The 25,257-nt window shown below is 64.7% G+C and carries 27 protein-coding genes and 1 pseudogene; 14 read left to right on the top strand and 14 right to left on the bottom strand.

Annotated elements, in window-relative coordinates; genetic code table 11:
* Window positions 1–118: 118 nt before the first annotated feature.
* From P9273_RS12480 to P9273_RS12470, 3 genes are all read right to left on the bottom strand, one after another.
* Window positions 119–1,900, bottom strand: coding sequence for a chloride channel protein (locus P9273_RS12480; protein ID WP_278049179.1), 1,782 nt, complete (start codon window positions 1,898–1,900; stop codon window positions 119–121).
* Between the two features lie 158 nt (window positions 1,901–2,058).
* Window positions 2,059–2,568: a cupin domain-containing protein gene (locus tag P9273_RS12475; protein WP_278049178.1), complete on the bottom strand. Its 510-nt coding sequence runs from the start codon at window positions 2,566–2,568 to the stop codon at window positions 2,059–2,061.
* Between the two features lie 14 nt (window positions 2,569–2,582).
* The gene (locus tag P9273_RS12470; protein ID WP_278049177.1) at window positions 2,583–3,311 is read right to left on the bottom strand and encodes an NAD-dependent epimerase/dehydratase family protein; all 729 of its coding nucleotides are present in this window, start codon (window positions 3,309–3,311) and stop codon (window positions 2,583–2,585) included.
* Window positions 3,312–3,373: 62 nt separating this feature from the next.
* Here P9273_RS12470 and P9273_RS12465 point away from each other — a divergent pair, with 62 nt between their 5' ends.
* Window positions 3,374–3,847 carry a MarR family winged helix-turn-helix transcriptional regulator gene (locus P9273_RS12465; protein ID WP_278049176.1) on the top strand — a complete coding sequence of 158 codons (474 nt, stop codon included), beginning with the start codon at window positions 3,374–3,376 and terminating at the stop codon, window positions 3,845–3,847.
* 157 nt (window positions 3,848–4,004) lie between these two features.
* Here P9273_RS12465 and P9273_RS32345 read toward each other — a convergent pair.
* Window positions 4,005–4,088 (bottom strand): annotated as a pseudogene (locus P9273_RS32345) (putative quinol monooxygenase); the annotation flags it as partial.
* 196 nt (window positions 4,089–4,284) lie between these two features.
* On the opposite strand from P9273_RS32345, the gene flhA reads away from it, so the two are divergent.
* The 7 genes from flhA to P9273_RS12425 all read left to right on the top strand — a co-directional run bounded on the left by flhA (window position 4,285) and on the right by P9273_RS12425 (window position 9,641).
* The gene (gene flhA, locus P9273_RS12455) at window positions 4,285–6,372 is read left to right on the top strand and encodes a flagellar biosynthesis protein FlhA (RefSeq protein WP_278049175.1); all 2,088 of its coding nucleotides are present in this window, start codon (window positions 4,285–4,287) and stop codon (window positions 6,370–6,372) included.
* Window positions 6,369–7,121, top strand: coding sequence for a flagellar biosynthetic protein FliR (gene fliR, locus P9273_RS12450; protein WP_040990013.1), 753 nt, complete (start codon window positions 6,369–6,371; stop codon window positions 7,119–7,121). Before flhA ends, fliR begins: the two co-directional genes overlap by 4 nt.
* Before the next feature lie 2 nt (window positions 7,122–7,123).
* Window positions 7,124–7,510: a hypothetical protein gene (locus tag P9273_RS12445; protein WP_278049174.1), complete on the top strand. Its 387-nt coding sequence runs from the start codon at window positions 7,124–7,126 to the stop codon at window positions 7,508–7,510.
* A 71-nt stretch (window positions 7,511–7,581) separates the two neighbouring features.
* Window positions 7,582–8,151 carry a rod-binding protein gene (locus P9273_RS12440; RefSeq protein ID WP_278049173.1) on the top strand — a complete coding sequence of 190 codons (570 nt, stop codon included), beginning with the start codon at window positions 7,582–7,584 and terminating at the stop codon, window positions 8,149–8,151.
* Window positions 8,152–8,159: 8 nt separating this feature from the next.
* Window positions 8,160–8,579, top strand: a complete 420-nt coding sequence (locus tag P9273_RS12435) for a hypothetical protein (RefSeq protein ID WP_278049172.1) — start codon at window positions 8,160–8,162, stop codon at window positions 8,577–8,579.
* Window positions 8,580–8,634: 55 nt separating this feature from the next.
* Window positions 8,635–9,159 (top strand): hypothetical protein, encoded by a 525-nt coding sequence (locus P9273_RS12430; protein ID WP_278049171.1) that lies wholly within the window; start codon window positions 8,635–8,637, stop codon window positions 9,157–9,159.
* A gap of 197 nt (window positions 9,160–9,356) precedes the next feature.
* Window positions 9,357–9,641: an SCP2 sterol-binding domain-containing protein gene (locus P9273_RS12425; RefSeq protein WP_040997164.1), complete on the top strand. Its 285-nt coding sequence runs from the start codon at window positions 9,357–9,359 to the stop codon at window positions 9,639–9,641.
* A 119-nt stretch (window positions 9,642–9,760) separates the two neighbouring features.
* On the opposite strand, the gene P9273_RS12420 is transcribed toward P9273_RS12425, so the two are convergent.
* Both P9273_RS12420 and odc2 read right to left on the bottom strand, forming a co-directional pair.
* The gene (locus tag P9273_RS12420; RefSeq protein ID WP_278049518.1) at window positions 9,761–10,291 is read right to left on the bottom strand and encodes a GNAT family N-acetyltransferase; all 531 of its coding nucleotides are present in this window, start codon (window positions 10,289–10,291) and stop codon (window positions 9,761–9,763) included.
* Window positions 10,292–10,629: 338 nt separating this feature from the next.
* Window positions 10,630–11,763 (bottom strand): ornithine/lysine decarboxylase, encoded by a 1,134-nt coding sequence (gene odc2 / locus P9273_RS12415; RefSeq protein ID WP_278049170.1) that lies wholly within the window; start codon window positions 11,761–11,763, stop codon window positions 10,630–10,632.
* A 542-nt stretch (window positions 11,764–12,305) separates the two neighbouring features.
* On the opposite strand from odc2, the gene P9273_RS12410 reads away from it, so the two are divergent.
* The 4 genes from P9273_RS12410 (at window position 12,306) to P9273_RS12395 (ending at window position 16,584) form a co-directional block, all read left to right on the top strand.
* A complete protein-coding gene (locus P9273_RS12410; RefSeq protein WP_278049169.1) occupies window positions 12,306–13,502 on the top strand; it encodes an amidase in 1,197 nt (398 codons plus the stop codon).
* Between the two features lie 2 nt (window positions 13,503–13,504).
* On the top strand, window positions 13,505–14,404 hold the full coding sequence (locus P9273_RS12405; protein WP_040997168.1) for a LysR family transcriptional regulator: 900 nt from the start codon (window positions 13,505–13,507) through the stop codon (window positions 14,402–14,404).
* 217 nt (window positions 14,405–14,621) lie between these two features.
* Complete coding sequence (locus tag P9273_RS12400; protein ID WP_278049168.1) at window positions 14,622–15,290, top strand: DUF1007 family protein; 669 nt, start codon at window positions 14,622–14,624, stop codon at window positions 15,288–15,290.
* A gap of 157 nt (window positions 15,291–15,447) precedes the next feature.
* On the top strand, window positions 15,448–16,584 hold the full coding sequence (locus tag P9273_RS12395; RefSeq protein ID WP_278049167.1) for a nickel/cobalt transporter: 1,137 nt from the start codon (window positions 15,448–15,450) through the stop codon (window positions 16,582–16,584).
* A 6-nt stretch (window positions 16,585–16,590) separates the two neighbouring features.
* On the opposite strand, the gene denD is transcribed toward P9273_RS12395, so the two are convergent.
* Genes denD through P9273_RS12375 form a run of 4 tightly spaced genes read right to left on the bottom strand, consistent with a single transcriptional unit; the run spans window position 16,591 to window position 19,567 of the window.
* Entirely contained in the window at window positions 16,591–17,565 is a 975-nt protein-coding gene (gene denD, locus P9273_RS12390; RefSeq protein ID WP_278049166.1) for a D-erythronate dehydrogenase, read from the bottom strand.
* A gap of 2 nt (window positions 17,566–17,567) precedes the next feature.
* Window positions 17,568–17,774, bottom strand: a complete 207-nt coding sequence (locus tag P9273_RS12385) for a hypothetical protein (protein WP_278049165.1) — start codon at window positions 17,772–17,774, stop codon at window positions 17,568–17,570.
* A 51-nt stretch (window positions 17,775–17,825) separates the two neighbouring features.
* Window positions 17,826–18,821 (bottom strand): cation diffusion facilitator family transporter, encoded by a 996-nt coding sequence (locus tag P9273_RS12380; protein ID WP_278049164.1) that lies wholly within the window; start codon window positions 18,819–18,821, stop codon window positions 17,826–17,828.
* A 59-nt stretch (window positions 18,822–18,880) separates the two neighbouring features.
* Window positions 18,881–19,567, bottom strand: coding sequence for a GNAT family N-acetyltransferase (locus tag P9273_RS12375; protein ID WP_040997707.1), 687 nt, complete (start codon window positions 19,565–19,567; stop codon window positions 18,881–18,883).
* An 82-nt stretch (window positions 19,568–19,649) separates the two neighbouring features.
* Here P9273_RS12375 and P9273_RS12370 point away from each other — a divergent pair, with 82 nt between their 5' ends.
* Window positions 19,650–20,834, top strand: coding sequence for a pyridoxal phosphate-dependent aminotransferase (locus P9273_RS12370; protein ID WP_278049163.1), 1,185 nt, complete (start codon window positions 19,650–19,652; stop codon window positions 20,832–20,834).
* 12 nt (window positions 20,835–20,846) lie between these two features.
* On the opposite strand, the gene P9273_RS12365 is transcribed toward P9273_RS12370, so the two are convergent.
* From P9273_RS12365 to trhO, 3 genes are all read right to left on the bottom strand, one after another.
* Entirely contained in the window at window positions 20,847–21,608 is a 762-nt protein-coding gene (locus P9273_RS12365; RefSeq protein WP_040997709.1) for an SDR family oxidoreductase, read from the bottom strand.
* Window positions 21,609–21,849: 241 nt separating this feature from the next.
* The gene (locus tag P9273_RS12360; RefSeq protein ID WP_278049162.1) at window positions 21,850–22,581 is read right to left on the bottom strand and encodes a tellurite resistance TerB family protein; all 732 of its coding nucleotides are present in this window, start codon (window positions 22,579–22,581) and stop codon (window positions 21,850–21,852) included.
* 120 nt (window positions 22,582–22,701) lie between these two features.
* Complete coding sequence (gene trhO / locus P9273_RS12355) at window positions 22,702–23,631, bottom strand: oxygen-dependent tRNA uridine(34) hydroxylase TrhO (protein ID WP_278049161.1); 930 nt, start codon at window positions 23,629–23,631, stop codon at window positions 22,702–22,704.
* Window positions 23,632–23,778: 147 nt separating this feature from the next.
* Between trhO and P9273_RS12350 the strand changes: the two genes are divergently transcribed.
* The gene (locus P9273_RS12350; protein ID WP_278049160.1) at window positions 23,779–24,417 is read left to right on the top strand and encodes a 2-dehydro-3-deoxy-phosphogluconate aldolase; all 639 of its coding nucleotides are present in this window, start codon (window positions 23,779–23,781) and stop codon (window positions 24,415–24,417) included.
* 9 nt (window positions 24,418–24,426) lie between these two features.
* Here the strand turns inward: P9273_RS12350 and P9273_RS12345 are convergent, their stop codons facing one another.
* Window positions 24,427–25,176 carry an SDR family oxidoreductase gene (locus P9273_RS12345; RefSeq protein ID WP_278049159.1) on the bottom strand — a complete coding sequence of 250 codons (750 nt, stop codon included), beginning with the start codon at window positions 25,174–25,176 and terminating at the stop codon, window positions 24,427–24,429.
* Between the last annotated feature and the right edge of the window lie 81 nt (window positions 25,177–25,257).

The raw sequence follows: 25,257 nt of genomic DNA, 5'->3' as shown, positions 1-25,257 counted from the left end.
GTACAGTACTACTGTACACATGGCAAGCGGCGAGAATCCGGCCAAGACCAGCCTTCAGGTAGGCCAGTCGGCCGGACCGATGGATCAATGGTTCTTCGTCCAGGAGTAAAAGCGCGGGTCAGCCCTCGCCCGACAGATCGCGGCGCGCCTTGTCGAGCTCTTCGGCATAGCGGCGCATCAGATGGCTTTCGGTAAGCAGGCCAAGCACGATGCGCTCGTCGAAGTCCTCGACCACCGCCAGTTCTTCGGCCCCGGTTCGCTGGAAGGTCTCGGCCGCGGTCTGGACGTTCATCGAAGGCACCAGCACGGCGTCCTTGAATTGGGCCAGCGCGCTCACCGGCGTATCGTCGTCGGAGCGATCGCTATGCAGTTCCGCTACCAGAAGCATGCCGACATATTGGTCGGCCTGCTCGACGGCGATGACGCGCTGTCTCGAGCCGAGCGGGACCTCCTTGCGGAATTCGGCGAGCGTGGTCGAGGCAGGGATGGTGCGAACGTCCTTGCGCATCATCGAACCGACGGTGAGGCTGCGCATCCAGCCGACGTCATGCGCGCTGCGGATCGTTTCGCCGCGCAGATGGAAGCGCCAGGTCGAGAAGGAGTAGCCGAAGGTCTCGCGCACCAGGATCGCCGACATGATCGAGGCCGCGAGTACCACGCCGGTGAGCGTCAGGTCGCGGGTCGATTCCAGCGCCAGGAACGTCATGGTGAGCGGGCCGCCGACGACGCCGACCGCAAGCGAGGTCATGCCGACGACGGCGGCGACCGCCGGGTCGATGCCGGTCGACGGCGTGGTCAGCGCCATGACCCCGGCAAAGACCTTGCCGAGCAAAGCCCCAAGGAAAAGCGAGGCGAAGAACAGGCCGCCGCGGAAGCCGGAGCCGAGCGAGATGGCGGAGGCCGCCAGCTTCAGCACGAAGACGCTCGCCACCACCGGCAGCGCGTAGTTCATGGCGAATTCGCGATGCAGCGCGCCGTGCCCGCTGGAGAGCACTTGCGGCGTGACCAATCCGAGCAGGCCGACGAAGATGCCGCCGATGAAGGGCCTGACCGAGGAGTCGATCGACAACCGCACGAAGACGCGCTCGACGATGCTCACCAGATGCATGATGGCGATCGAGGCCGCTCCGCCGAGCAGCCCCAGAAGCAGGAACGGCACATACTCGCTGGCGGTCAAGTTCGGCAAGCCCGACAGTTCCAGCGGAAATGGCACGCCGCCGAACACTTCCGCCGTCAGGGAGGCCGAGATTGCCGCGGTCATCACCGGCGCCACGTTGGCGACGGAGTAGATGCCGATGACCAGCTCGAAACCGTAGAAGGCGCCGGTCAGCGGCGCGTCGAAGGCGGCCGCGATCGCACCGGCGGCACCGCAGCCGACCAGAACGCGCACGTCGTTGCGGCGCAGATGGAAGGCACGGGCAAGCCGAGAAGCAATGCCGGAGCCGATCTGCGTGTAGCCGGCTTCCAAGCCGACCGAGGCGCCGAAGCCGCTGGAGATCATCGTCTGCGCCACGATGATGAACGTGTCGGTGAGCGACATGCGCCCGCCATAGAGCGCGTTGGCCTCGATCGGGTCGACCGGCGTGCGGAACTTGCGCTTTCTGAGCCAGATCACAGAAAGGCCGAGCAATAAGCCGCCGATCGCCGGATACATCGCCTGCGTAGGATCGGCGAGCGAGAACATCGCGGAAAGCCGGCCGCCCGGCTGCACGTCGAACAGCAGCCAATGCATGCCTTGCACCAGTGCGCTCATGCCGGTGACTAGGCCACCAGCGATCACGCCGACCACGCCTGCCATCAGCACGATTACGATGCCGCGCGCCTCGAGCACGGGAATCGAACTGATCAGCACCGCGCGAAGCCGGCGGGCGTAGACTTGTGGGTCGTTTCTGGCAGGCAACGGAACGGCTCGCCGGTATGCGAAGGAAAAACAGTTGCCGTGCCTGATACGCGCGGCGGCTATGCGTGGCAACCGCAATGCCGACCGCTTGTGGCGCGATTTTGGCGTTGCGCGAATTAGGCTTAAGCAAGACTTGTCGCGCGACCAAGGAGATAGATTTAATCAGCTAAGGGGATGGTCAGTGGGCCGCAATCATCTTCCGCGACGAAGATCGCCAGCAGCTCCGCCGGCTCCGTGGCGCTCGCGTTCTCGGCGAAGGCGTGGATCGCGCCCGGCGCTTCGAACCAGGTCTGGCCCTGAGTGTAGGTCACCGCCGGGCTGCCTTCCATCTGCGAGCGCAACGCTCCCTTGACGACGAAGGCCGTGACGGAGCCCGGATGACGGTGGCGCGGCGTGTAGGCATTGGGCGGGAATTCGACCAGCGCCGTGGTGACCGAATGCCCAGGCACATTCGGCAGCTTTTCGCAGGAAAGCGGCTTCACCGTGGTGGTCGGACGCGCCGCCGCCCCTTCCCCGGCATCGGCCCCCATCATGTGGATATGCACGTCCGTTCCACCTGCGGCGGTGAATGCCCGGTGGTGCTGGACTACAGCCATGCCAAGCAGCCCGGCAGTGATGGCGGCAACGCCGAGCAGCGTCAGGCCCCGGGAAGAAACATCTTCGACCATGACAGCACCCCCTCTCATGCGTTCAGCCGGAAATCGGCCCGCCAGCCAAGCGCGCTGACAGCTTTGTCGGTCGTGATGTGACCGTTCGGCTCCGCGACATTGAAGGCGCCTTGTGCGCCCCGCTCGACGGCAAGTAGCGCAGCGTAAGCGGCGGCGTCGACATGGACAGCGGGCTCCACGGCGCTTTCCGCGCCGGTGCCCGGTCCGTAGAGGTGGCCGTAGCGGAGCACGATGCCGGTGATCGGCGGGGCGCCGAGCACATGTTTCTCCAGCGCAATGACGCCGCCGACGCTGACGGCGCGGCCGCCTTCCGCACCGCTGTCCAGCGGATCGGTCTCGGCATGCGGTTCAGCACCCGGCGCATAGACCCAGGCGATGCTCTGCGCGATCAGCCGCGTGGCGTTGGCCGCCTTGGCTGCCTCGACGAGATTGCGCGTTCCCTCATCGCGAATGCGGGCGTTGCGTATGGCTGCCTCAGCCATTTTCGATGGATCGAGCCCAGCCGGCAGATCCGTAAGCTGGTGGATGACGATCTCCGGCCTAGCCGCTGCGACCGCGGCGCGCAGTGCATTTGCATCGAACACGTCGACCACCACGGGATCGGCGCCAATTGCTTGAAGATCTTCGGCTTTTGCCGCCCGGCGAGTCGTCGCCGTCACCTGATGACCGGCCGCCGCCAGCTGCGGCACCAACCGGCGGCCGATCGCGCCCGAGCCGCCCGCAAGAAAAATACGATGGCCCATCGTCTTTCGTTCCTCGTTGCGATAATGTCAGAGTACGAACAACATATAAGAGCTCTGATATTATGCGCAAGAGGAATCTCTCCATTCCGTCCGCCGGTGAGGGCAAGCGCGGCGAGCAAGGCTATCTCGGCTATCTGTTACGCCAGGCGGCCGGTGCCTACCGGTTGAAGGTGGAACGGGCGCTGGATGAATTCGGCGTCACGCAGGCGCAGTTCGCGGCCCTCACCATGATCTCGGCCTATCCCGGCCTGTCCAATGCCGACCTGGCCCGGCTGGCCGTGCTGACGCCGCAGACGGTGAGCGTGATCGTCGGCAATCTGGAAAGGGCCGGCTCGCTTATCCGTCGGCCACATGCCGTCCACGGCCGCATCCAGCATCTCGACCTTTCGGACAGCGGCCGCGCTTTGCTGAAGAAATGCCGGGAACGCGTCTACAGGCTCGAAGGCGAACTGGCCGCCGGCCTTTCCGCCGAGGAGGAACGCGCCGTGCGGCGCTGGCTGGTCGCCGTCGCGACAGCGGACGCGGCACAGGCGTAAATGCGTTCCGACGTTCAGGTCGGCGTGCCGCCATCCGTTTCGTAACGCGTGAGCTTGCGGTCGCCGATGCCGAGTTCCGCCCAGCTCGCGCGCCATTGAGGGATTGTTCCGACTTGAAATGCGCTTCGAGAGCGGCGCTGTCGCTCCAGGCCTCCGAAACATGGATGAGCCCGGCATCCAGCACGTCCTGCGCGTAGGAATAGCCGAGGCAGCCCGGCTCGGCGCGGCTCGCCAGAATCATGCGTTGCATAGCCGGCTTTGGCCTGTTCGAGCCTGTCGGCTGGCACGCGAACGGTGCCGGTGATCAGGAGCATCTGCCTTCCTTTTCGCAAGACGGTGGCCAGGTCCCGTAGCCGCTCTCCCACCTTCGCGCAAGCTTGGAGGGATACGGTCGAGGGCCTGCCCCTGTGGGTGGCAGATCTTGATTTGGGGGCGACATGGCGATCAGCGAAACACTCCCGTCCGGCCTGGTGGCGAAGAACGGCCGCGACGTCTTCTTCGCCCTCGGCATCGTCGTCATCCTGGCGGTGCTGTTCCTGCCGATCCCCGCCTTCCTCATCGATATTGGTCTCGCCTTCTCGATCGCGCTTTCGGTGCTGATCCTGATGGTGGCGCTGTGGATCCAGCGGCCGCTCGACTTCTCGTCCTTCCCGACCGTGCTGCTGATCGCCACGATGCTGCGCCTCTCGCTCAACATCGCCACCACGCGCATGATCCTGTCGCATGGCAATGAGGGCACGCATGCCGCCGGCTATGTCATCTCCGGCTTCTCCAAGCTGGTGATGTCGAGCGATTTCGTCATCGGTCTCATCGTCTTCATGATCCTGATCGTGGTGAACTTCATCGTCATCACCAAAGGCGCGACCCGCATCGCCGAGGTCGGCGCACGCTTCACCCTCGACGCTATCCCCGGCAAGCAGATGTCGATCGACGCAGACCTCTCCGCCGGCATGATCGACGAGAAGACGGCGCAGCTGCGCCGCCGCGAGCTGGAGGAAGAATCGTCCTTCTTCGGCTCCATGGACGGCGCCTCGAAATTCGTGCGCGGCGATGCCATCGCCGGCCTCATCATCACCGCCATCAACATCGTCGGCGGCATCGCCATCGGCTATCTGCGCCATGGCATGGGCCTTGGCCAGGCGGCCGACGTCTTCATCAAGCTGTCGGTCGGCGACGGTCTGGTCACCCAGATCCCGGCGCTCATCGTCTCCCTCGCCGCCGGCATGCTGGTGTCCAAGGGCGGCACGCGCGGCTCGGCCAACCAGGCAGTGTTCGGGCAGCTCGGCGCGCATCCGCGCGCACTCTATGTCGCGGCCTCGCTGCTCATCATCCTCGGCCTGATGCCCGGCCTGCCGCTGTTCCCCTTCTTCGCGCTCGCCGGCGGCATGGCCGGCCTGGGCTATATCATTCCGCTGCGCCAAAGCCGCGAGCGCGCCGCCGCGGAAGCCTTGAAGACGCAGGAGAAGGCGAGCAAGGTCGAGGAGGAGAAGAACTCGGTCAAGGCCTCGCTGGTCACCGCCGAGATCGAGCTTCTGATCGGCAAGCAGCTTTCGACCAGGCTGATGGTGGCGCATCAGGAGCTGGTGTTCCGCATGTCGAAGATGCGCAAGAAATTCGCCCAGCAATACGGTTTCGTGGTGCCGGAAGTGCGCGTCGTCGACGACTTCGCTATCCCGCCGAAGAGCTATCAGATCAAGGTGCACGGCACGGTCGTCGCCGAATACCAGATGCGCGTCGGCGAGATCATGGTGCTGCTCGGTACGCGCGGCGTGCCGGAAATTCCCGGCGAGGAGATCCGCGAGCCGGCCTTCGGCATGCGCGCCTATTCGGTGCTCGAAACTTTCGCCGAGGACCTGAAACGCGAGAACTTCACCTTCGCCGACAATATGTCGGTCCTGCTCACGCATCTTTCCGAGGTCATCCGCAACAACCTGCCGCAGCTTCTCTCCTACAAGGACATGAAGGCGCTGCTCGAACGGCTCGATCCCGAATACCGCAAGCTTGCCGACGAGATCTGCACCTCGCACATCTCCTATCCCGGCCTGCAGGCCGTGCTGAAGCTGCTGCTCGCCGAGCGCGTCTCGATCCGCAACCTGCATCTGATCATCGAGGCGATCGCCGAGATCGCGCCGCATGTGCGCCGCACCGAGCAGATCGTCGAGCATGTGCGCATCCGCATGGCGCAACAGATCTGCGGCGACCTCTCCGAAGGCGGCATGCTCAAGGTGCTGCGCCTCGGCAACCGCTGGGACCTCGCCTTCCACCAGAGCCTCAAGCGCGACGCCAAGGGCGAGGTGCGCGAGTTCGACATCGATCCGCGCCAGCTCGAGGAATTCGGCCAGGACGCCACCAAGGCGATCCGCAAGCATCTCGAGGCCGGCGAGCGCTTCGTGCTCGTCACCGCGCCCGACGCACGGCCCTATGTGCGCATGATCATCGAGCGGCTGTTCACGACGCTGCCGGTGCTGAGCCATGTCGAAATCGCCAAGGGTGTCGAGATCAAGGTGCTCGGGACGATCTCGTGAACGCGCTCTCGCAAGGCGTCGTCATCGCCGCCTTCCTCGCCTTCTGCCGCATCGGCGCCTGCTTCATGCTGATGCCGGGCCTGTCCAGCGCCCGCGTGCCGATCCAGATCCGGCTGTTCGTCTCGGTGGCGGCGACCGGCGGCCTGCTCGCCTTCCTGTGGGACCGCATCTACCCCTTCGTCGATCCGCGACCGCAGGTGCTCGCGCCGATGATCGTCTCGGAGCTGCTGGTCGGCGGCCTGATCGGCGCCATGACCAGGCTCTATATGGAAGCGCTCCGCTTCATGGGCTCGGCCATCGCCATGCTGATCGGCTATGGCGGCTCGGGCGGGCCGGCGATCGAGGAGCCGGAACCGCAGGCAGCCCTTGCCGCCATCATCTCGTTTTCGGCGCTGCTTCTGCTCTTCGTCTTCGACTTCGACCACGAGATCGTCAAGGCGCTCGTCGCCTCCTACCAGGTCGCTCCGGTCAATGTGTTCTTCAACCCGCAGGCCGCCCTCGTCGACGTCACCGACACGGTCTCGGACGCCTTCTTCCTGGTCATTCGGCTGGGCAGCCCTTTCGTCGCCTATGCCATCCTGGTCAATCTGACGATCGGCTTCGTCAACAAGCTGACGCCGCAGATCCCGGTCTATTTCATCTCGCTGCCCTTCGTCATCGCCGGAGGCATGATCATCTTCTATTTCGCCGTCGGCACGCTGCTGTCGCTGTTCGTCGACGGCTTCGTCGATCTCACGCTGGCGAGATAGCCATGACCACGCGCAAGGACCGCCTGAAGAAACTGGTCAAGGTGCAGGAGCAGTTGAAGGCGCTGCACGAGACCCGCCATGCAGCCTTCCTCGCCGCCGCCGTCAAGGCGGAAGCGGAGGCCAGGGACCTTGTCGAGCGCTTCGAGGACGACAGTTCGCTGGCCGGCCTCTTCCCCGCGCTCTACCATCGCCGCATCACCGACGCGCTCGGCCGGCAGAAACAGAACCTGGAGAACGCGCGCCAGGAAGCGTCTCTGATCGCCACCGCCACGGCCCGCACCAACATGGTCGAGCGCGCCTACAAGGATGTGCGCCGCCGCGACGAGCGCGAGCGTTCCGACCGCGAGCGGCTCGACCTGATCATGCAAAAGCGAATTTCCGACGGCTAACCTTCGCAAGCCTGCCACAAGCTTGTTCAGTCATTGTGCGGCTGTCAAAAACCGGCAAAGGGCAGACTTTCTTGGCCATTTCCCCACCCAGCGACATCGTCATGGACGTTGCCCGCGCAGCGGAGCCGGGCGATGTCGAGGCTGCGCGCGCGGCGCTCGCCAGACGGGCGAATGGCGCCCCGGCACCGTTCGCTCTCGATCCATCCGCGACGGTCGATGCCGGTTCCGTGCTCTCGCGCGCCGCGGCCGACAAGGCGGAAGCCGCCAATCCGGCGAAGAAGTTCCAGCGCTTCGAGGCGATGGTGCTGACGACCTTCATCCAGAACATGATGCCCAAGGACACCGAGGGCGTTTACGGCAAGGGCCTGGCCGGCGACATGTGGAAGTCGCAGCTCGCCGAAAAGGTGGCCGATGTCATGGCAGCGCATGGCGGCATCGGCATCGCCCGATCGATGCTTGCCGACCACTATCTCGACGGCAAGCACAAGGTGCCTGTCGGCCCGGTTGCCGGCGGACCGCAGAAGGCAGAGATCGACCAGCAGACCAGGCTTTCGACCTCGATGATCGAGGAGCTTGAGCGCAAAGCCGCACGGTCGATGACCGGTGACGAAACGACCATAAAAACGGACATCAAGATCTAGGGACCTACATGGCCGACCAAACGGACCTTTCCAACCTTCCCGCGCGCACCAACGCAATGGAGACGCCCGCCGCCGCTCGACCCGGCAACCTCGCCGCCATCATCGGCCGCATCGAGGAAGTCGTGGACGAGGAGACCGCTGGTATCCGCAGCGGAACGGCCTACGACCTCAAGGCCTCGAACGCGCGCAAGAGCCGGTATCTGTACGAGCTCAACCGCGCCTTGAAGGGCGCTAACGAGATCGAATTCCTTGAACAGCATAAAGAAGGTCTGCTGCGGCTGCGTCAGAAGCTGGCGAAGAACGAGGCGGCGATCCTTGCCCATCTCAACGCCGTCAACGAGGTCGCCACGCTTCTGAGGAACGCCATCCAGCGCGCCGATACCGACGGCACCTATTCGGCCGGCGAGTTCGGCATGGCCCGAGCATGATCCCGAAAAGTGGAAGCCGGTTTTCGGACAAGATCATGCTCGAAGCCAATAAAACATGATAAAATTCATCGCCGCCGCGCTGTGGATCTGCGCCGTGACGCTCGGCGCGGTCTTCTATTCCTTCCAGGCGGCTGGCCAGCGCGGCGCGGCCGAACCGCCGAAGCCGATGCTGGGAGGCCTCGATTACGTCAAGACCGACATGATCTCGGTGCCGCTGCTGCGCGACGGCTCGATCGACGGCTACTTCCTCACCAAGCTCGTCTACACGGTGGAGCCGGAACAGATAAAGAAACTGTCGGTCCCGGCGCAGGCGCTGATGACCGATCAGGTCTATTCCTATCTCTATTCCAACCCGCAGATCGATTTCACCAAGAAGGAATCGATTGATCTCGACGCTTTCCGCAAGTCGATCCGCGACACCATCAACACCCGTGTCGGCGTCGAGCTGGTGCACGAGGTGCTGATCGATCAGGTCACTTTCCTCTCCAAGGACGACATCCGCGACAACGCGCTTCGCCGCCGCAAGAATGCCGGCGAAACGGCGGCGGCGATGACCAGGCCCTTCCAGGCTGAACACTGATCGCCCTCCCTCTAGGACTAGCCGCGGCTGCCTGCTTGCCCGTGATGCGACATGACGCATGGTGACCGCGTTGACGTTTACGTCAACTCGAAGCTATATGCGCCGGTGAAAGGCGACCGCTTGGGCGCGGCGCGCCGACCTCGCCCAGCGGCTCGACGAGCCGGTGCGCGTCAATGCAACCAACGAGGAGAACCGCCATGGGCGTTCAGGAGATTGCCGACAAGATCAGGTCGCGCGTGGCAAGCGCGGGCTTCGAACATTCGGTCAAGTTCGACACCGGCAGCGACGGCGTCATCGTCATCGACGGCGCGACCGTCTCGACCACCGACGCGCCGACCGACTGCACCGTCAAGCTCTCGCTCGACGATCTGGATTCGCTGATCGCGGGCGACCTCAACCCGACCATGGCCTTCATGGCCGGCAAGCTCAAGGTCGAGGGCGACATGACGGTCGCAATGGCGCTCAGCCAGCTGCTCGGCTGATCCTTCGCAAAGCAAAAACGCCGCCCGATGGGTGGCGTTCTTGCTTTTGTCGAGCCTGGAGCAACTCCAGGAAAAGTGCGCAGCGGTTTTTCGTCCAGAATGGCGCGAAAACAAAGGCTTCACGCCGCGAAGCCCGGCGCCTGCCCTTTGATCTTGCGGCCGGCGGCCTTGATCGTGCCTTTGGCGCCGTCCAGCGCGCCTTCCTTCAGCTCCCTCGCCAGAAGCCGATGCCGCTCATAGGGGCCGGGCATGGCAAGCGCCCCGGTGCGGTCGGCCGAGAAGCCGAACCGTCCATAGTAGGGCGCATCGCCGACGAGCAGGATCGCGCCATGGCCGAGCCGCGCGGCTTCGGCAATGGCATGCCGCATCAGCGCAGAGCCGATGCCGCCGCTCTTCAAGCCCGGCTCGACCGCGAGCGGGCCGAGCAGAAGCGCCCCCGGACCGCCCTCGCCCAGCCTGACATCCCAAAGCCGCACCGTGCCGACGACCGCACCCGAGGCATCGCGGGCGACGAAGGCCAAGCCTTCCGAAGGCCGGCGGCCGCGCCGCAGCTTCTCGGACGATTTCTTCTTGCGCTTCGGCCCCATGGCGCGGTCGAGCAGCGCTTCGCGCGCTGCGATGTCGCCCGCACCTTCGCCGACGATGACCAAGGCCGGCGCTTGGGCGGCCCCCTCGTCCGGCGCGTCGCGCGAGCCAGCCTGTGCCCGGTGGGCAAGGGAGGGCGCCAGCGCATTTTCAGGCGAAGTGGAAACCGGTTCGCCGTCAGAAAATGCACCACGAAGCACCGCCGCAATCGGGCTCTTCTCCCCCGCGGAGAAAAGCTCAGCCGACGGTCCGGACGAGGGGGCAATTTCGGTGGCCGCAAGGGCCGATTTGGTCAGGTATTCCATATCCGCGATCCTTCACGAGCGGAGATCTGTTCCACAAGCGAGCCCGGGCGGGCGACAGGCGCCCGCGCCGGTTGATCCGAGCGGTTCTTGCGAACTGCTCAGATCACGTAGGATCGGAGAGGCTCGAAACCGTTGAAGGCGACCGCCGAGTAGGTGGTCGTGTAGGCTCCGGTGCCTTCGATCAGCACTTCGTCGCCGATGGTCAGCGACAAGGGCAGCGGATAAGGCGTCTTCTCGTACATCACGTCAGCCGAATCGCAGGTCGGGCCGGCAAGCACGCAAGGCGCGGTTTCCGAGCCGTCATGGCGGGTGACGATCGGGTAGCGGATCGCCTCGTCCATCGTCTCGGCGAGACCGCCGAACTTGCCGATGTCGAGGAACACCCAGCGCACATTGTCGTTGTCGGCCTTCTTCGAGATCAGCACGACTTCCGACTTGATGACGCCGGCATTGCCAACCATGCCGCGGCCCGGCTCGATGATCGTCTCGGGCAGCGCGTTGCCGAAATGCTTGCGCAGCGCCGAGAAGATCGCCTGGCCGTAGGCCTGCGCCGCCGGCACGTCCTTCAGGTAACGGGTCGGGAAGCCGCCGCCCATATTGACCATCTTGAGCACGATGCCTTCCTCGGCGAGCGTCGCGAACACCTTCTTGGCGTCGCCCAGAGCACGGTCCCAGGCCGAAAGATCGGTCTGCTGCGAGCCGACATGGAACGACACGCCATAGGCTTCGAGGCCGAGTCCCTTGGCATGGCGCAGCACGTCGACGGCCATCTTGGGCACGCAGCCGAACTTGCGCGACAGCGGCCACTCGGCGCCTTCTCCGTCGGTCAGCACGCGGCAGAACACGCGCGAGCCGGGAGCGACATGGGCGATCTTCTCGACCTCCTCGACGCAGTCCACCGCGTAAAGGCGAATGCCGAGCTGGTAGGCGCGTGCGATGTCACGCTCCTTCTTGATGGTGTTGCCGAAGGAAATGCGATCGGCCGGCGCGCCGGCGTCCATCGCCATCTCAACCTCGGCAACCGATGCGGTGTCGAAGGACGACCCCATCGCAGCAAGGAGGCGCAGGATTTCCGGCGCCGGGTTTGCTTTCACCGCATAATAGATCTTGGAATCAGGCAGCGCCTTCTCGAAGGCGCGGAAATTGTCGCGCACGACATCGAGGTCGACGACGAGGCAAGGGCCGTTCGGACGTCGGGTGGCGAGGAAATCAAGGATGCGCTGAGTGGCCATCGAGGTCTCTCCATTGGCGCCTTTCGGCGCGCACAAAGGCTGCGGAACGCGGGCGCTCAGCCTCGCGAACTCGCGGTGGACAAAGGCGGGACGTCAAATCCATGGAACCAGCCGGTGGAGACCCCGGAACCATGAAATGCCGTCTCGCGGCGGTGAACCTTGGCCTTGCCCGGCCTCGGTTCGCTTTGTCTGCCTTGGCTTGGATGGGAGACCCCGTCCGCACTGCCGGCAATGAAGGTGTGCCTCTTTAGTAACCCCGGTCTTTGGACGACCGGAAGAGAACCAGAAAGGCCCGCACCGTCGTTGCTTCAAGGTGTCCTCGGTCTTGTGGTTGGCCACTGACCGACTGGAGGGGTTGGCTCCAGTTACCTTACCGATTGCCCTCACCATTCGAGGATCGGCGGACACCCACAGGCACGTGCGACTTTGGGCAAGCGCGATATAAGAGCGAAGGCTTTCACAATCAATAAAAATCGTAAGCCCCGGTTGTAAAATTTCCGGCATCGAACAATGTTGGTCGCACCGTATCCGGAAATCGAACGATGCCAGGAACTCAAGGACCGCTCAACGCCTTCCTCGATCTGCGCCAAATGCCTGTGGCAAATGCGGAATTGGGCCCGCTCGCCGGCCTGCGCCTGGCCGTCAAGGACATCTATGACGTCGCCGGCTACCGCACCGGCTGCGGCAACCCGCAAAAATACGAGGAGGGGCATGCCGCCTCGCGCACGGCGCACGCGGTGCAGACGATCCTCGATGCCGGCGCGCGATTCGTCGGCAAGACCCAGACCGACGAATTGGCCTTCTCGCTGTTCGGCCAGAACGCGAATTTCCCCTTCCCGGTCAATCCCGCCGCCCCCGACCGCGTCACCGGCGGCTCGTCCTCGGGCTCGGCCGCCGCGGTCGCCGGCGGGCTGGCGAACATCGCCACGGGCTCGGATACCGGCGGCTCGATCCGCGCGCCGGCAAGCTTCTGCGGCCTGATCGGACTGCGCACCACCCATGGCCGCATCTCGCTCGACGGCGCGATGAAGCTGGCATCGAGCTTCGACACTTTCGGCTGGTTCGCCGATGACATCGAGACCTATGAGGCGGTCGGCAAGCTGCTGCTCGGCCGCGACCCGCACCAGCACCCGCTCAACCGTCCGCTATCGATTCGTTGGCTGGACGCCTTTGTCACGGGTCCGGCGGAAGCCGCCGAATATGCGCGCATGAAGGCGCTCGCAGCCCGCGTCATCGGCCAGCCGGTGGAGACCGAATACGCCTTCGCGTCGTTCCCCGACGAGCTTTACTGGTGCTTTCGTCGCTTGCAGGCCTTCGAGGCCTGGCGCGAGCATGGCCCCTGGATCTCGGCCGGCGGCCGCCTCAGCCCAGGCGTCGAGGAGCGTTTCGGCTTCGGCCGCACCATCGACGCCACGACTGCGGCCACCGAAGCCGCGCGCCGCCTAGCGTTCCGGGCCGAGCTTGGGGCGCTGCTCGGCAACAACGGCTTTCTGGTGCTGCCGACCGTTCCCGGCGCGGCACCGCTTGCCGTCAGCACGCCGGAACAGTTCCAGGCCTATCGCGAAAGGGCGCTGCATCTCCTGTGCCTTTCCGGCCTTTCGGGCTTTCCGCAGATCACCTTGCCGATCGGCTCCGTCGAGGGCGCGCCCTTCGGCCTTTCGCTGCTCGGCCCTTCCGGCAGCGACGTTGCCCTGATACGGCTCGGCCGCAGGATTCTCGACGCGGCACGAAAGGCCTGACCATGGATACATTGACCCGTATGCGCGCCTTCATCGACGTGGTCGAGGCGGAAGGCTTTTCGGCCGCGGCGCGCAAGATCGGCCGCTCCAAGGCGCTCTTGTCGAAATATGTGCGCGAATTGGAGGACGAGCTCGGCGCGCTGCTCTTGAACCGCACCACACGCCAGTTCTCGCTGACCGAAGCCGGCCACACCTATTATCAGCGCGCCTCCGAGATCGTGCGCGAGGTCGACAGCCTCGCCGAGGCTGTGCGCCAGTCTTCCGGCGACGTCCGCGGCAGGATCAAGCTGTCGGCCGCCCGCACCTTCGCCGATGCGCCGATCGGCCAATCGCTGGTCGACTTCACCAGGCAGCATCCCGACATCGTGCTCGACATCCATCTCGACGACCGCTTCGTCGACCTGGTCGAGGAAGGCTTCGACCTTGCCGTGCGCATCTCGCGGCTGGAGAACTCCTCGCTGATCGCCAGGCGGCTGGCGCCGTTTTCGGTCAGGCTTTGCGCTTCGCCGGAGCTGATCGCCAAGCATGGCGCGCCGACGCGGCCGCAGGACCTCGCCAATATGCCCTGCATCGTTGACACCAACGGCCGCTCGCTGTCCAACTGGCGCTTCAAGGGTGAGGGCGAGGACTCCATCAGCGTCGCCGTTTCGGGTCCGATCGAGGTCAACAGCCCGATCGTGGCTAGAGCGGCCGCGCTTTCCGGCCTAGGCTTTGCCATGCTGCCGGATTTCATCGCCGCCCCCGATGTCGCATCCGGCAGGCTGGTCACCGCGCTCGACGACCGCATCCTGTCGGGCACCGGCATCTTCGCCGTCTATCCGCACCGGCGTTATCTGCCGGCCAAGGTTCGCGTCTTCGTCGACTTCCTGGTGCACTGGTTCAGGACACGCGACACCGCCTGATGCGCCATCCGTCCCCATGCAGCGGCGCGCATCAAGATGAAGCTGAGGCGGGCGTCCCAATTTCGCCCGCTTTATGTCAACCCTCGGGCTCGCTCCCGAGAGCAATTCCAGGAAAAGTGCGTAGCGGTTTTCCGTCCGGAATTGCGCAAAACAAATAGTTGGAGCGGGTCAGCGTGGAACGCAGAACCGCTCTAAGTCAATGGAATCGCGGCACGGAATGCATCTGAAACGGCAAGCAACCATGCTGGCTTCGGCCCTTGCGGCCACATTGGCCTCGGTCGAGCAGGCTGAAGTCCATCCACATGTCTTCGCCGAAGCCCGGCTCGACGTCATCCTCAGCCAGGATCACCAAAGTGTGACGGCGCTGCGCCACCTTTGGCGCTTCGACGACCTGTTTTCGAGTACAGTGATGATGGAGTTCGACAAGAACTCCGATCTGAAACTTGACGACAAAGAGCTCAAGGAAGTGGCCGACACCGTCCATTCCTCGCTGGCCGAGTTCAACTATTTCCAGCTCGTCACCCAGGACGGCAAGGACGTGCCCATGGTGCCGCCGCCGCATCTGATGGCGAATTTCGACAACGACCAGCTGATCATCCTGTTCGAGTCGCAGCCGAAGACGCCGATCAAGCTCACTGGCAAGATCGACATCGGGGTCTACGATCCGACCTTCTACACCGCGATCGACTTTACCGACGACGCCAACCTCACCGTCGAAGGCTTGCCCTCGACCTGCACCAAGAAGGTCATCCGGCCCGATCCGGACGAGGCGATCAAGGAAAACCAGAAAACCCTGACGGACGCATTCTTCAACGATCCGACAGGCACCGACATGAGCAAGATCTTCGCCACCAAGCTCGAGCTGAACTGCCCGCCGGAAGGATAATTTGGTGATGAAACCGTCGCTGCGCGCAAGCAGGTTCCGCAAAAGTGTCCCACGATTTTGCGATCCGAACCCGCGACAGACAAGGGAATCTAAGCGGATATTCGTCGGGCACCCCACGAATATCCGCTTAGCTCTCGGCCTGCTGGCCGCCACTCTGGTGATCGCCCATTGGCCTGTCGTAGCGCATGCGCAAAGCTCGCTCGGCATCGGCACCAATGACGGCATGGCGCCGACCACCACGGGTCCGTTCGCCCATATCCTGATGTGGATCAATCTCCGGCAGCAGGAATTCTATCATTCGCTGGCCGCCGCCATGAAGGCGATGCGCCAGGACGGCAGCAAGCTCTGGCTTTTGATTGCGCTGTCCTTCGCCTACGGCATCTTCCACGCCGCCGGCCCCGGCCACGGCAAGGCGGTGATCTCGTCCTACATGGTCGCCAACGAAGTGGCGCTGAGGCGCGGCATCATGCTTTCCTTCGTCTCGGCGCTGCTGCAGGGCCTGACGGCGGTTGTCGTCATGATGCTTGCCTATTTCGCGCTGCGCGGCACCGCCATCTCGATGACCGACGCGGCCTGGTTCCTCGAAATCTCGAGCTATGTGCTGGTGACGCTGTTCGGCGCCTGGCTTTTGTGGCGCAAGCTCGGCCCGTCGGTCCTGCGCCTGTTCGGCAGGACGCCTGCTTACAGCCTGTCGGCCGCCCATGCCGGCCATTCGCATGGCGGGCATTCCCATGCAGGCCACGCGCATGCCCATGCGCATGCGCACGCCGCGCATTCCCATGCCCTGCACGCGCATGACGATCACGATCATCATAACCATTCGCACGCGCATGGCCACGATCATGGCGCGCATGATCACCACCATCGCGCCGCGCACGGTCATGACCACCACGACCATAGCCCCGGCGAAGTCTGTGAGACCTGCGGCCATTCGCATGCGCCGGACCCGGCGATGCTTTCGGGTGACCGCTTCGACTGGAAGACCGCCTGGTCGGCGGTGGCCGCCGTCGGCATCCGCCCCTGCTCCGGCGCGCTGATCGTGCTGAGCTTCGCGCTGCTCAATGGACTATGGGTGGGCGGGCTGCTGTCGGTGCTGGCGATGTCGATCGGTACCGCGATCACCGTCTCGGCGCTGGCGACGATCGCCGTGACAGCCAAGAACTGGGCCGTCTATTTCGCCGGCGACGGACGCATCGGCAACCGCATCCATTCGATCGTCGAGATCGGCGGCGCCGCCTTCATCTTCCTGGTCGGACTGCTGCTTCTGTCGGCCAGCCTGTCGGGCGGCGCCTGAACCCTGTCAGGCGATCTTCCCACCAAGCTCATCCTCGATATGCGCGCGGATGATCTCGTCAAAGCTCTTCTCAGCGGCGAAGCCGAGGTCCCTCGCCCGCCTCGCCTCGAAGCGCGTCGGCCAGCCCTTGACGATCGCCCAGATCGTCTCGTCGGGCTGCTCGCGGATCCGCTTCGCGACCTCGGCGCCGGCAATGCGCTCCAGCGCCTCGATCTGTTCACCGACGGTGACGGCGACGCCCGGCATTGTGAGGTTGCGGCGCGGACCGACCTTGTCGCCGTCGATTTCGGCCGCGTGGATGAGGAAATTTACCGCCGAGCGCGGGCTGGCATGTGTGTGCAGCACCGAGCGCGGCACCGGCAGGATCGCCTCCTGCCCGGCAAGCGGCTCGCGGATGATGCCGGAGAAGAAGCTCGACGCCGCCTTGTTCGGCTTGCCGGGGCGCACGCAGATCGTCGGCAGCCGGATGCCGATGCCGTCGAAGAAGCCGCGCCGCGTATAGTCGGCAAGCAGCGCTTCGCTCATCTGCTTCTGCGTGCCGTATGAGGTGAGCGGCGTCGGATGGAATTCGTCCGGAATGACGTCCGGGAACGGCGCGCCGAACACGGCGATCGACGAAGTGAAGACGAGGCGCGGCGCAAAGGCCGCCAGGCGCACCGCGTCGAACAGCGCGCGCGTACCGTCGAGATTGACCCTGTAGCCCAGATCGAAATTGGCTTCCGCCTCGCCCGAGACGATGCCCGCCAGATGGAAGATCACATCCGGGCGCGGAGCCACGAGGGCTGCCATGGCGCCGGGCGCGGATAGATCGCCGGTGTGGGTCGAGACATCGACACCCGCGAGCGCAGGCGCCTGCGGCGCCACGATGTCATGCAGGTCCAGCGCCGTAATTTTGCGGCCGCGCAAGGCGCCGTCCCTGGCGAGCCGCGCTATGAGCTTGCGGCCAACCATGCCGGCCGCGCCCGTGATAAGTATTCTCATCTTCAGAGACCTTTCTTGCGTTGGCTGCGTCCGCGCAGCCACAGGACGACGAACAGCCCGACCATGAAGACCGCGGCGATGACGGCCGCCAGCACCGTCGACACCTTGCCCGCGGCCAGCATGATGGCCGGCAGGAAATAGGCGGCGAGGCCGAACAGCAGCAATATCACCGCCGCGGCGATCGCCGCGTTCTTTGTCTCGCGGTCCATCAGCGGGCGGTCCTCGTTTCGAGGCTGTTCGGTTTCATCGTCACGGCGGGATCAGTGATAATGCCGGCGGTCGGCGGGCGCGCCATTCGCATGGTCGAGATCGTGGTGATGGTCATGCTCATCATGGCTGTCGGCGCATTGTCCGAACTCGGGCTCGACCGTGGCATGGTCGATGCCGTGCTTGACCGCAAGCCGCTTTTTGATGGCGCTCACCGCGATATGCGCATCGACACCGTCGTTTAGGCAGGCATGCAGCGTCGCCATGTTCGACGTCCCGTCGAGCGACCATACATGCATGTGATGCACCTCGCGCACGCCCTTGACCGCGCCTTCGATGTCCTTGGCGATCAGGTCGCGGTCGAGGCTTGCCGGCACGCCTTCGAGCAGGACATGGGCCGCCTCGCGCATCAGCGACCATGCCGTCGACAGGATCAGCAGCGACACCAGGACGGAGAGGATCGGATCGATCGGCGTCCACCCCGTCGCCACGATGATGATGGCGGCGGCGATCGCCGCCGCGGAACCCAGCAGGTCGCCCAGTACATGCAGGATGGCGCCGCGCATGTTCAGGCTCTCGCGGTCTCCGCCATGCAGCACGAAGAAGGAGGCCACATTGACCAGGAGACCTGCCACCGCCACCAGCAGCATCGGCCCGCCGAGCACCGGCGCCGGGTTCGTCAGCCGCCCCCAAGCCTCGTAGACGATCCAGAGCGCGATGGCGAAGATGGCGATGCCGTTGGTGTAGGCGACCAGCGTCTTCACGCGCGCGAAGCCATAGGTGAGCCGGCCGGTGGCCGGACGCCCCGTCAGGTGGAAGGCATACCAGGCAAGGCCGAGCGCGATCGAATCGGCGAGCATATGGCCAGCATCCGCGAGCAGCGCCAGCGAACCGGTGAGCAGACCGCCAAGCGCCTCGGCGACCATGAAGCCGCCAGTCAGGCAGGCCGCGATCAGCACCCGCTTCTTGTCGGTCGAGCCATGCACATGTCCGGGGCCATGGCTGTGACCGGCCGGGCCATGAACGTGCGAAGCGTGGTCATGCGCCATTGCCGAACTCCTGTCTGACCTTGCCCGGCAAGCGGTTTCCCGCTTCCGGAAATCGTGGTCTATGCGCCGAAATCGGCGCGAAAATCCTCAAGCCGCCGCTTCTGGCCGCCTTCACTGTCGAAATTCGCCGGATCGAGCCAGCCTTCATAGGCTTTGCGCAAGGCCGGCCATTCCTTGTCGATGATCGAATACCACGCCGTATCGCGGTTTTCACCCTTGACCACAAGGTGCTGGCGAAAGATGCCTTCGAACTTGAAGCCGAAACGCTCGGCGGCGCGCTTCGAGGGTTCGTTGCGGTTGTTGCATTTCCACTCGTAACGGCGGTAGCCGAGATCGTCGAAAAGATATTTCGCGAACAGGAACTGCGCCTCGGTCGCAGCCGGCTTACGCGAGACCAGCGGACCCCAATAGATGTTGCCGATTTCGCCGACGCCATTGTTGGCGTCGATGCGCATCAGCGTCTGCCGTCCGGCGATCTTGCCGCTTGCCTTGTCGATAACGGTGAAGAACAGCGGATCCTCGCTCGCTTCCGCCTTGTCGAGCCAAGGCTGAAAGGCGGCGCGGGTTTCCGGCGGGTAGTCGGGCAGCCAGGCGAAACGTCCGTCGGCATCGGAAACCGAGGAGGCCTCGTAGAGGCCGTCGCCATGCTTTGCCGCGCTCAGCGGCTCGAGCCTGACGGTGCGTCCCTCGATCGCCTTGCGTTCCGGCCGCGGGCGCGGCTGCCAATTCTTCAGATCTTCCGACACCGGCCACTCCAATCCGTTGACTTTTTCCAACGGACGGTCACAAAAACGCTCGCTCACAGAAAGAACCACAGGGACGGGAAAAATGCTCCACACCATCGCGGCCTTCGACCGTCTCGGCGAGGAAAACGCCTTCGCGGTGCTGGCCAGGGCCACCGCGCTAGCCCATCAGGGCCGCGACATCATCAACCTCGGCATCGGCCAGCCCGACTTCAAGACGCCGCAGCACATTGTCGAGGCGGCGATCAAGGCGCTGCGCGACGGCCACCACGGTTACACGCCGGCAAACGGCCTCTTGGCCACCCGCGAGGCGGTCGTGCGCCGCACGCTGACCACCACCGGCGTCGAGGTGTCGCCCGAGAATGTGATGATCCTGCCCGGCGGCAAGCCGACCATGTTCGCCGCGATCCTGATGTTCGGCGAGGCCGGCACCGAGATCCTCTACCCCGATCCCGGCTTTCCGATCTATCGCTCGATGATCGAGTTCACCGGCGCCACGCCGGTGCCTGTGCCGATCCGCGAGGAGAACGGCTTTGCCTTCTCGGCCGACGAGACGCTGGCGCTGATCACGCCCAGGACGAGGCTGCTCATCCTCAACTCGCCCGCCAATCCGACCGGTGGCGTGACGCCTCGCGCCGAGATCGAGAAGCTGGTCAAGGGCCTGGAGAAGCACCCCGAGGTCGCCGTCATGTCGGACGAGATCTACGACGTCATGACCTATGACGGCGAGACCCACTGCTCGCTGCTCAACTTCCCCGAAATCCGCGACAGGCTGATCGTGCTCAACGGCTGGTCGAAGACCTGGGCGATGACCGGCTGGCGCATGGGCTGGTCGATCTGGCCAAACGGCGACAAGGGCGCGCATCTCTATGACAAGGTGCGCAAGTTGGCCGTCAATTGCTGGTCCTGCGTCAACGCGCCGAGCCAGTTCGCCGGCATCGCGGCGATTGACGGCCCGCAGGACGATGTCGAGAAAATGATGCGCGCTTTCGACAACCGCAGGAAGATCGTGGTCGAAGGGCTGAATGCGCTCCCCGGCATTTCCTGCGTCACGCCGAAGGGCGCCTTCTACGCGTTCCCCAACGTCTCGAAGACCGGCTGGAAGGCGAAGAAGCTTGCCTCGGCGCTGCTCGAGGATGTCGGCGTGGCGCTCATCGGCGGCCCCGACTTCGGCGTGCTCGGCGAAGGTTATATCCGCCTTTCCTATGCCAATTCCGAGGAGAACATCCTGCGCGCGCTGGAGCGGATCGAGGCGTTTCTGAAGAAGTGATCCGTCAGGCGCTCACCCGCGCCCGACAAACGGCATCTTCGTCGCCATCACGGTCATGAACAGCACGTTGGCGTCGAGCGGCAGGCTCGCCATATGCAGCACCGCGTCGGCGACGCGCTGCACGTCCATCACCGCCTCGGCGGCGATCGAGCCGTTGGCCTGCGGCACGCCGACCGTCATCGGCTGCGCCATCTCGGTCAGCGCGTTGCCGATGTCGATCTGGCCGCAGGCGATGTCGAAGGGCCGGCCATCGAGCGCCAGCGTCTTGGTGAGCCCGGTGATCGCGTGCTTGGTCGCCGTGTAGGGCGCTGAGCCGGGGCGCGGTGCATAGGCCGACACCGAGCCGTTGTTGATGATGCGGCCACCCATCGGCTTCTGCCTTCGCATGGCGCCGAAGGCCGCGCGGGCGCACAGGAACGAGCCGGTGAGGTTGACGCCGACGACATCGTTCCAGACCTCGACCGGGATCTCGTCGATCAGCGTCGACTTGTAACCCATGCCGGCATTGTTGAAGAGCAGGTCGACACGGCCGAAGGCCTCGAGCACGGTCTCGAACATGTCGTCGACTTCCTCCGCCTTGCTGATGTCGCAGGCGACGGCCAATGCCTTGGCCTGCGTCTTGCCCGCGTCGGCGATCGCCTCTTCCAGCAGCGTCTTGCGGCGGCCGCAGAACACGGTGTTCCAGCCCGCCTGGAGCAGCGCCGTGGCGACGCTCTTGCCGATGCCGGTGCCGGCGCCGGTAACGATGGCGGTCTTCTCTGGTATGGCTGTCATCGCCGTCCTCCCGGTCATGCGTGGAAAGACGTGGCATCGCAAATGCCGGGGATCATGGCAAGCCGGTGTTGGCGATAAAACGGAGGCCAACAAAAAGGGCGGCCATTGGCGACCGCCCCGATCTGAACCGCGCTTGGGAGGAAGAAAAGCCGGTCCGACTGTTTAGAATGATGCGCTTGCTGAGTTAACGAAACATTAACGACCGGCAAGGCGGTGCGCAGCGTTGTTTACCAACGCTGATTCACCACGGCGAACTAGGCGCGCTGCCGGCCGGCACCTTTGCCGCCGAAACCGTCGCCTCGACATGATCGACCAGCGCGTCCGGCAGGCCGAGGCGGCCGGCGAGCAGGTCGAGATAACCGCGCTCGGCGCGCGTGTTGGGATCGACGGTCAGCCGCGAGGCAGTGTATAGCTCGAGCTTCTGCGCATCGGTCTTGGCGCCGGCGACCAGCGTGTCGAGATCGAGGGGGCTTTCCAGCTCGGCGAGCAGGAACTTTTCCGCTTCCACGCCGATGCCGGCGAGCTTGAGCTTGTCGGCGATCTTCTTGCGTTCTTCGTCGTCGACATGGCCGTCGGCCTTCGCCGCCGAGATCATCGCCCTGACCAGGGTCAGCGTGAACTCGGCCTCGCCCTGCGGCGCCTGCGCGGGGTCGAAGGCGGAATCGGCCGGCGGCGGCAGCAGCTCCGGCTCGCCGGATGCGGGCGCCTGCGCCGGCTCGTTGCCGGCCTTGTAATTCTGATAGGCCTTGTAGGCGAGACCGCCGATGGCGGCCAGACCGCCGAGCTTGATGGCCGCGCCCGTCACTTGCCGGCCTGTGCCCGTGCCGAGCAGCACCGCAGCCAGCGCGCCGGCGGCCAGCGGATTGTCCTTCGCCATCTGCACCGCCTGCCCGGCCTTGTCGCGGACGGTCGAGCCGGTCCCAGGGATTTGCGAGCCGAGAAGGTCGTCGAGCAGCTTCTTGGGGTCGAGCATCAATGCCTCCAGAATTGGCCCGGCCGAATGCGCGCGGGCAAAGTTTCGGACCGGCAAGAGGTAGGCCTCGCGCTTTGACATTACAATGACGCGGGCTTTTCGGTCGCGGGGCTGGCCGCTCTAATTGCCAATATGGCGCTTGCCGCCGCGCGCTTGCGCAAGTTCGACCTGACGATGGCGTTCGGCATAACGCTCGCGATCCGCATCGGACCGCGTTGCAAAGCAATGCGGGCATGAAACGCCAATTGTATATTTCGGCGACAGCCGATCCTCGACCGTCAGAGGGTACCGGCAAGCGCGGCAGAGCTCCGCCTCGCCCTCGATCAGTCCATGCGAGACGGATACCCGCTCGTCGAAGACGAAACATTCGCCTTGCCACAGGCTGTCCTCGGCCGGCACCTCTTCGAGATATTTCAGGATGCCGCCCTTGAGATGGAAGACGTTTTGGAGGCCGAGCGACTTCACATAGGCCGTCGCCTTCTCGCAGCGAATGCCGCCGGTGCAGAACATCGCTACCTTGCGGCCTTCGAGCTCCTCACGGTGCTCTTCCACCCAGGCCGGGAACTCGCGGAAGCTGCTCGTCTTGGGATCGACCGCGCCCCTGAAGGTGCCGAGCGAGACCTCGTAAGCGTTGCGCGTGTCGATCACGACGGTGTCGGCGTCCGAGATCAGCGCGTTCCAGTCGGCCGGCGCGACATAGGTCCCGGCGCTGGTCGCAGGGTCGATATCCTCGACGCCCATGGTGACGATCTCGTGCTTCAACCGCACCTTCATGCGGTGGAACGGCATCTCGGCGGCGCTGCTGTATTTGACTTCCAGCCCGGCAAGACCTTCGAGAGCCTCGAGGTGACCCATCAGCGCGGCGATCGCTTCCTCGCTGCCGGCGACGGTGCCGTTGATGCCTTCATGCGCCAGAAGCAGCGTGCCCTTGATGCCGCGCCCGCAACAGAAAGCGGCGAGCGGCGCGCGCATCGCCTCGTATCCGTCGAGCCGGGCGAATTTATAGAGCGCGGCGACGCGGACGGGCTGGATTTCCTTCGCTATTGTCATGGCCATGCCACTAGACCGTGGTGAAAGCCGTTTCAAGGCAGACACTGCCGTCGCATGACGACGTGACATCGCGACACGCCGGGCTTCGTGGACTTGAGCAGGCCCTTCTGCTAATCGGTTTAAAATGATCGAAATGGAGACCAGCACATGACCAGCAAGACCGAAAAGCTCCTGTCGCTCCTCAACGGTCAGCCGGTTATCCCGGTGCTCAAGATCGCCAATGTCGCCGATGCCGTGCCGCTCGCCCGCGCTTTGTCGCGCGGCGGCTTGCGGGCCATCGAGATCACGCTGCGCACGGCCGACGCGCTGGAAGCGATCCGGCGCGTCGCGGCCGAAGTCGAGGAAGCAGTCGTCGGCGCCGGCACCATTCTCGATCCCAGGCAATTCGACGAGGCAGCTCACGCCGGCTCGAAATTCATCGTCAGCCCCGGCATAACCAGCCAGCTTCTCGACGCGGCCAAGGACAGCCCGGTGCCACTGCTGCCCGGCGCCATCACACCCGGCGAGATCATGGCCGCGCGTGAGGCCGGCCTTCGCTTCCTGAAATTCTTCCCGGCCGAGCAGTCCGGCGGTATCGCTTCGCTGAAAGCCTTCGCCTCACCGCTGGCGGACGTGAAATTCTGCCCGACCGGCGGTATCACCGGCAAAAACGCCGCCGATTATCTGAGCCTGCCCAACGTCATCTGCGTCGGCGGCTCCTGGGTGGCGCCGGACGATCTCATCAAGGCCGGCAAATGGGACGAGATCGAAGCGCTGGCGCGTGAGGCGAGCAAGCTCAAGAAGTAATCAGCGCTTTCACCAGGGCAGCGCGCCGTTCTCATCGAAATAGCCGCCTGTCGGTCCGCCTGGCTCCAGCGTCGCCAGCCGCACGATGATCTCTGCCGCCTGCTGCACGGTACGGCCGCCTCTGTGCGCGTTGAGGTCCGTCGCGGTGTAGCCGGGAGCGGCCGCATTGACCATGATGCCGCGCGGCGCGAGTTCCCTGGCGAAGGCCAGTGTCACGGCATTGAGCGCCGTCTTCGAACTGCCATAGCCCATGACATTGGGCGACTGGCTATTGCCGGCCGCGCGCGCCAACGAACCGAGATAGCTGCTCACCATGACAATGCGGGAAGCGGCCGATGCCAGGAGCAGCGGCAGGAACGCCTGGGTGACCCGCACCGGACCGAAGACGTTGACGTCATAGGTGGCTTTCATATCCGCGACACTCTCGCGGCTCGGCGGCCGTTCATAGCGGCCGTTCGGGCCGAGCCCCTCGACATAGCCGGGAGCGATGCCGGCATTGTTGACCAGCACGTCCAGGCGGGGTGTCCGCGCCGCGACCATCTTGGCTGCGGTCGCCACGCTGTCGTCGCTGGCGACATCAAGCTCGAGCCACTCGACGTCAAGCGCTTCGCCGCGCAACGCCTGCGCGGCGGTCTCGCCACGCTCTGCGTCGCGCGCGCCCAGCCAAACCTTGTAACCCAATGCCGCCAGCCGCCGGACGGTCTCGTGGCCTATGCCCTTGTTGGCGCCGGTCACCAGCGCATTCCGTTGTGTCGTCATGTCCACGTCTCCTCTTCGATGACCTAGAGATGGCGTGAGTTGGTCCGCTTCGCGCGCCGGAAGCTCTCATGCTCTTGCCTA

It is taken from the genome of Mesorhizobium sp. WSM4935 (assembly GCF_029625735.1).
Taxonomy (GTDB): domain Bacteria; phylum Pseudomonadota; class Alphaproteobacteria; order Rhizobiales; family Rhizobiaceae; genus Mesorhizobium.
The sequence above is the reverse complement of the archived record's forward strand: the minus strand, read 5'-3'. Positions and strand labels throughout refer to the sequence as shown.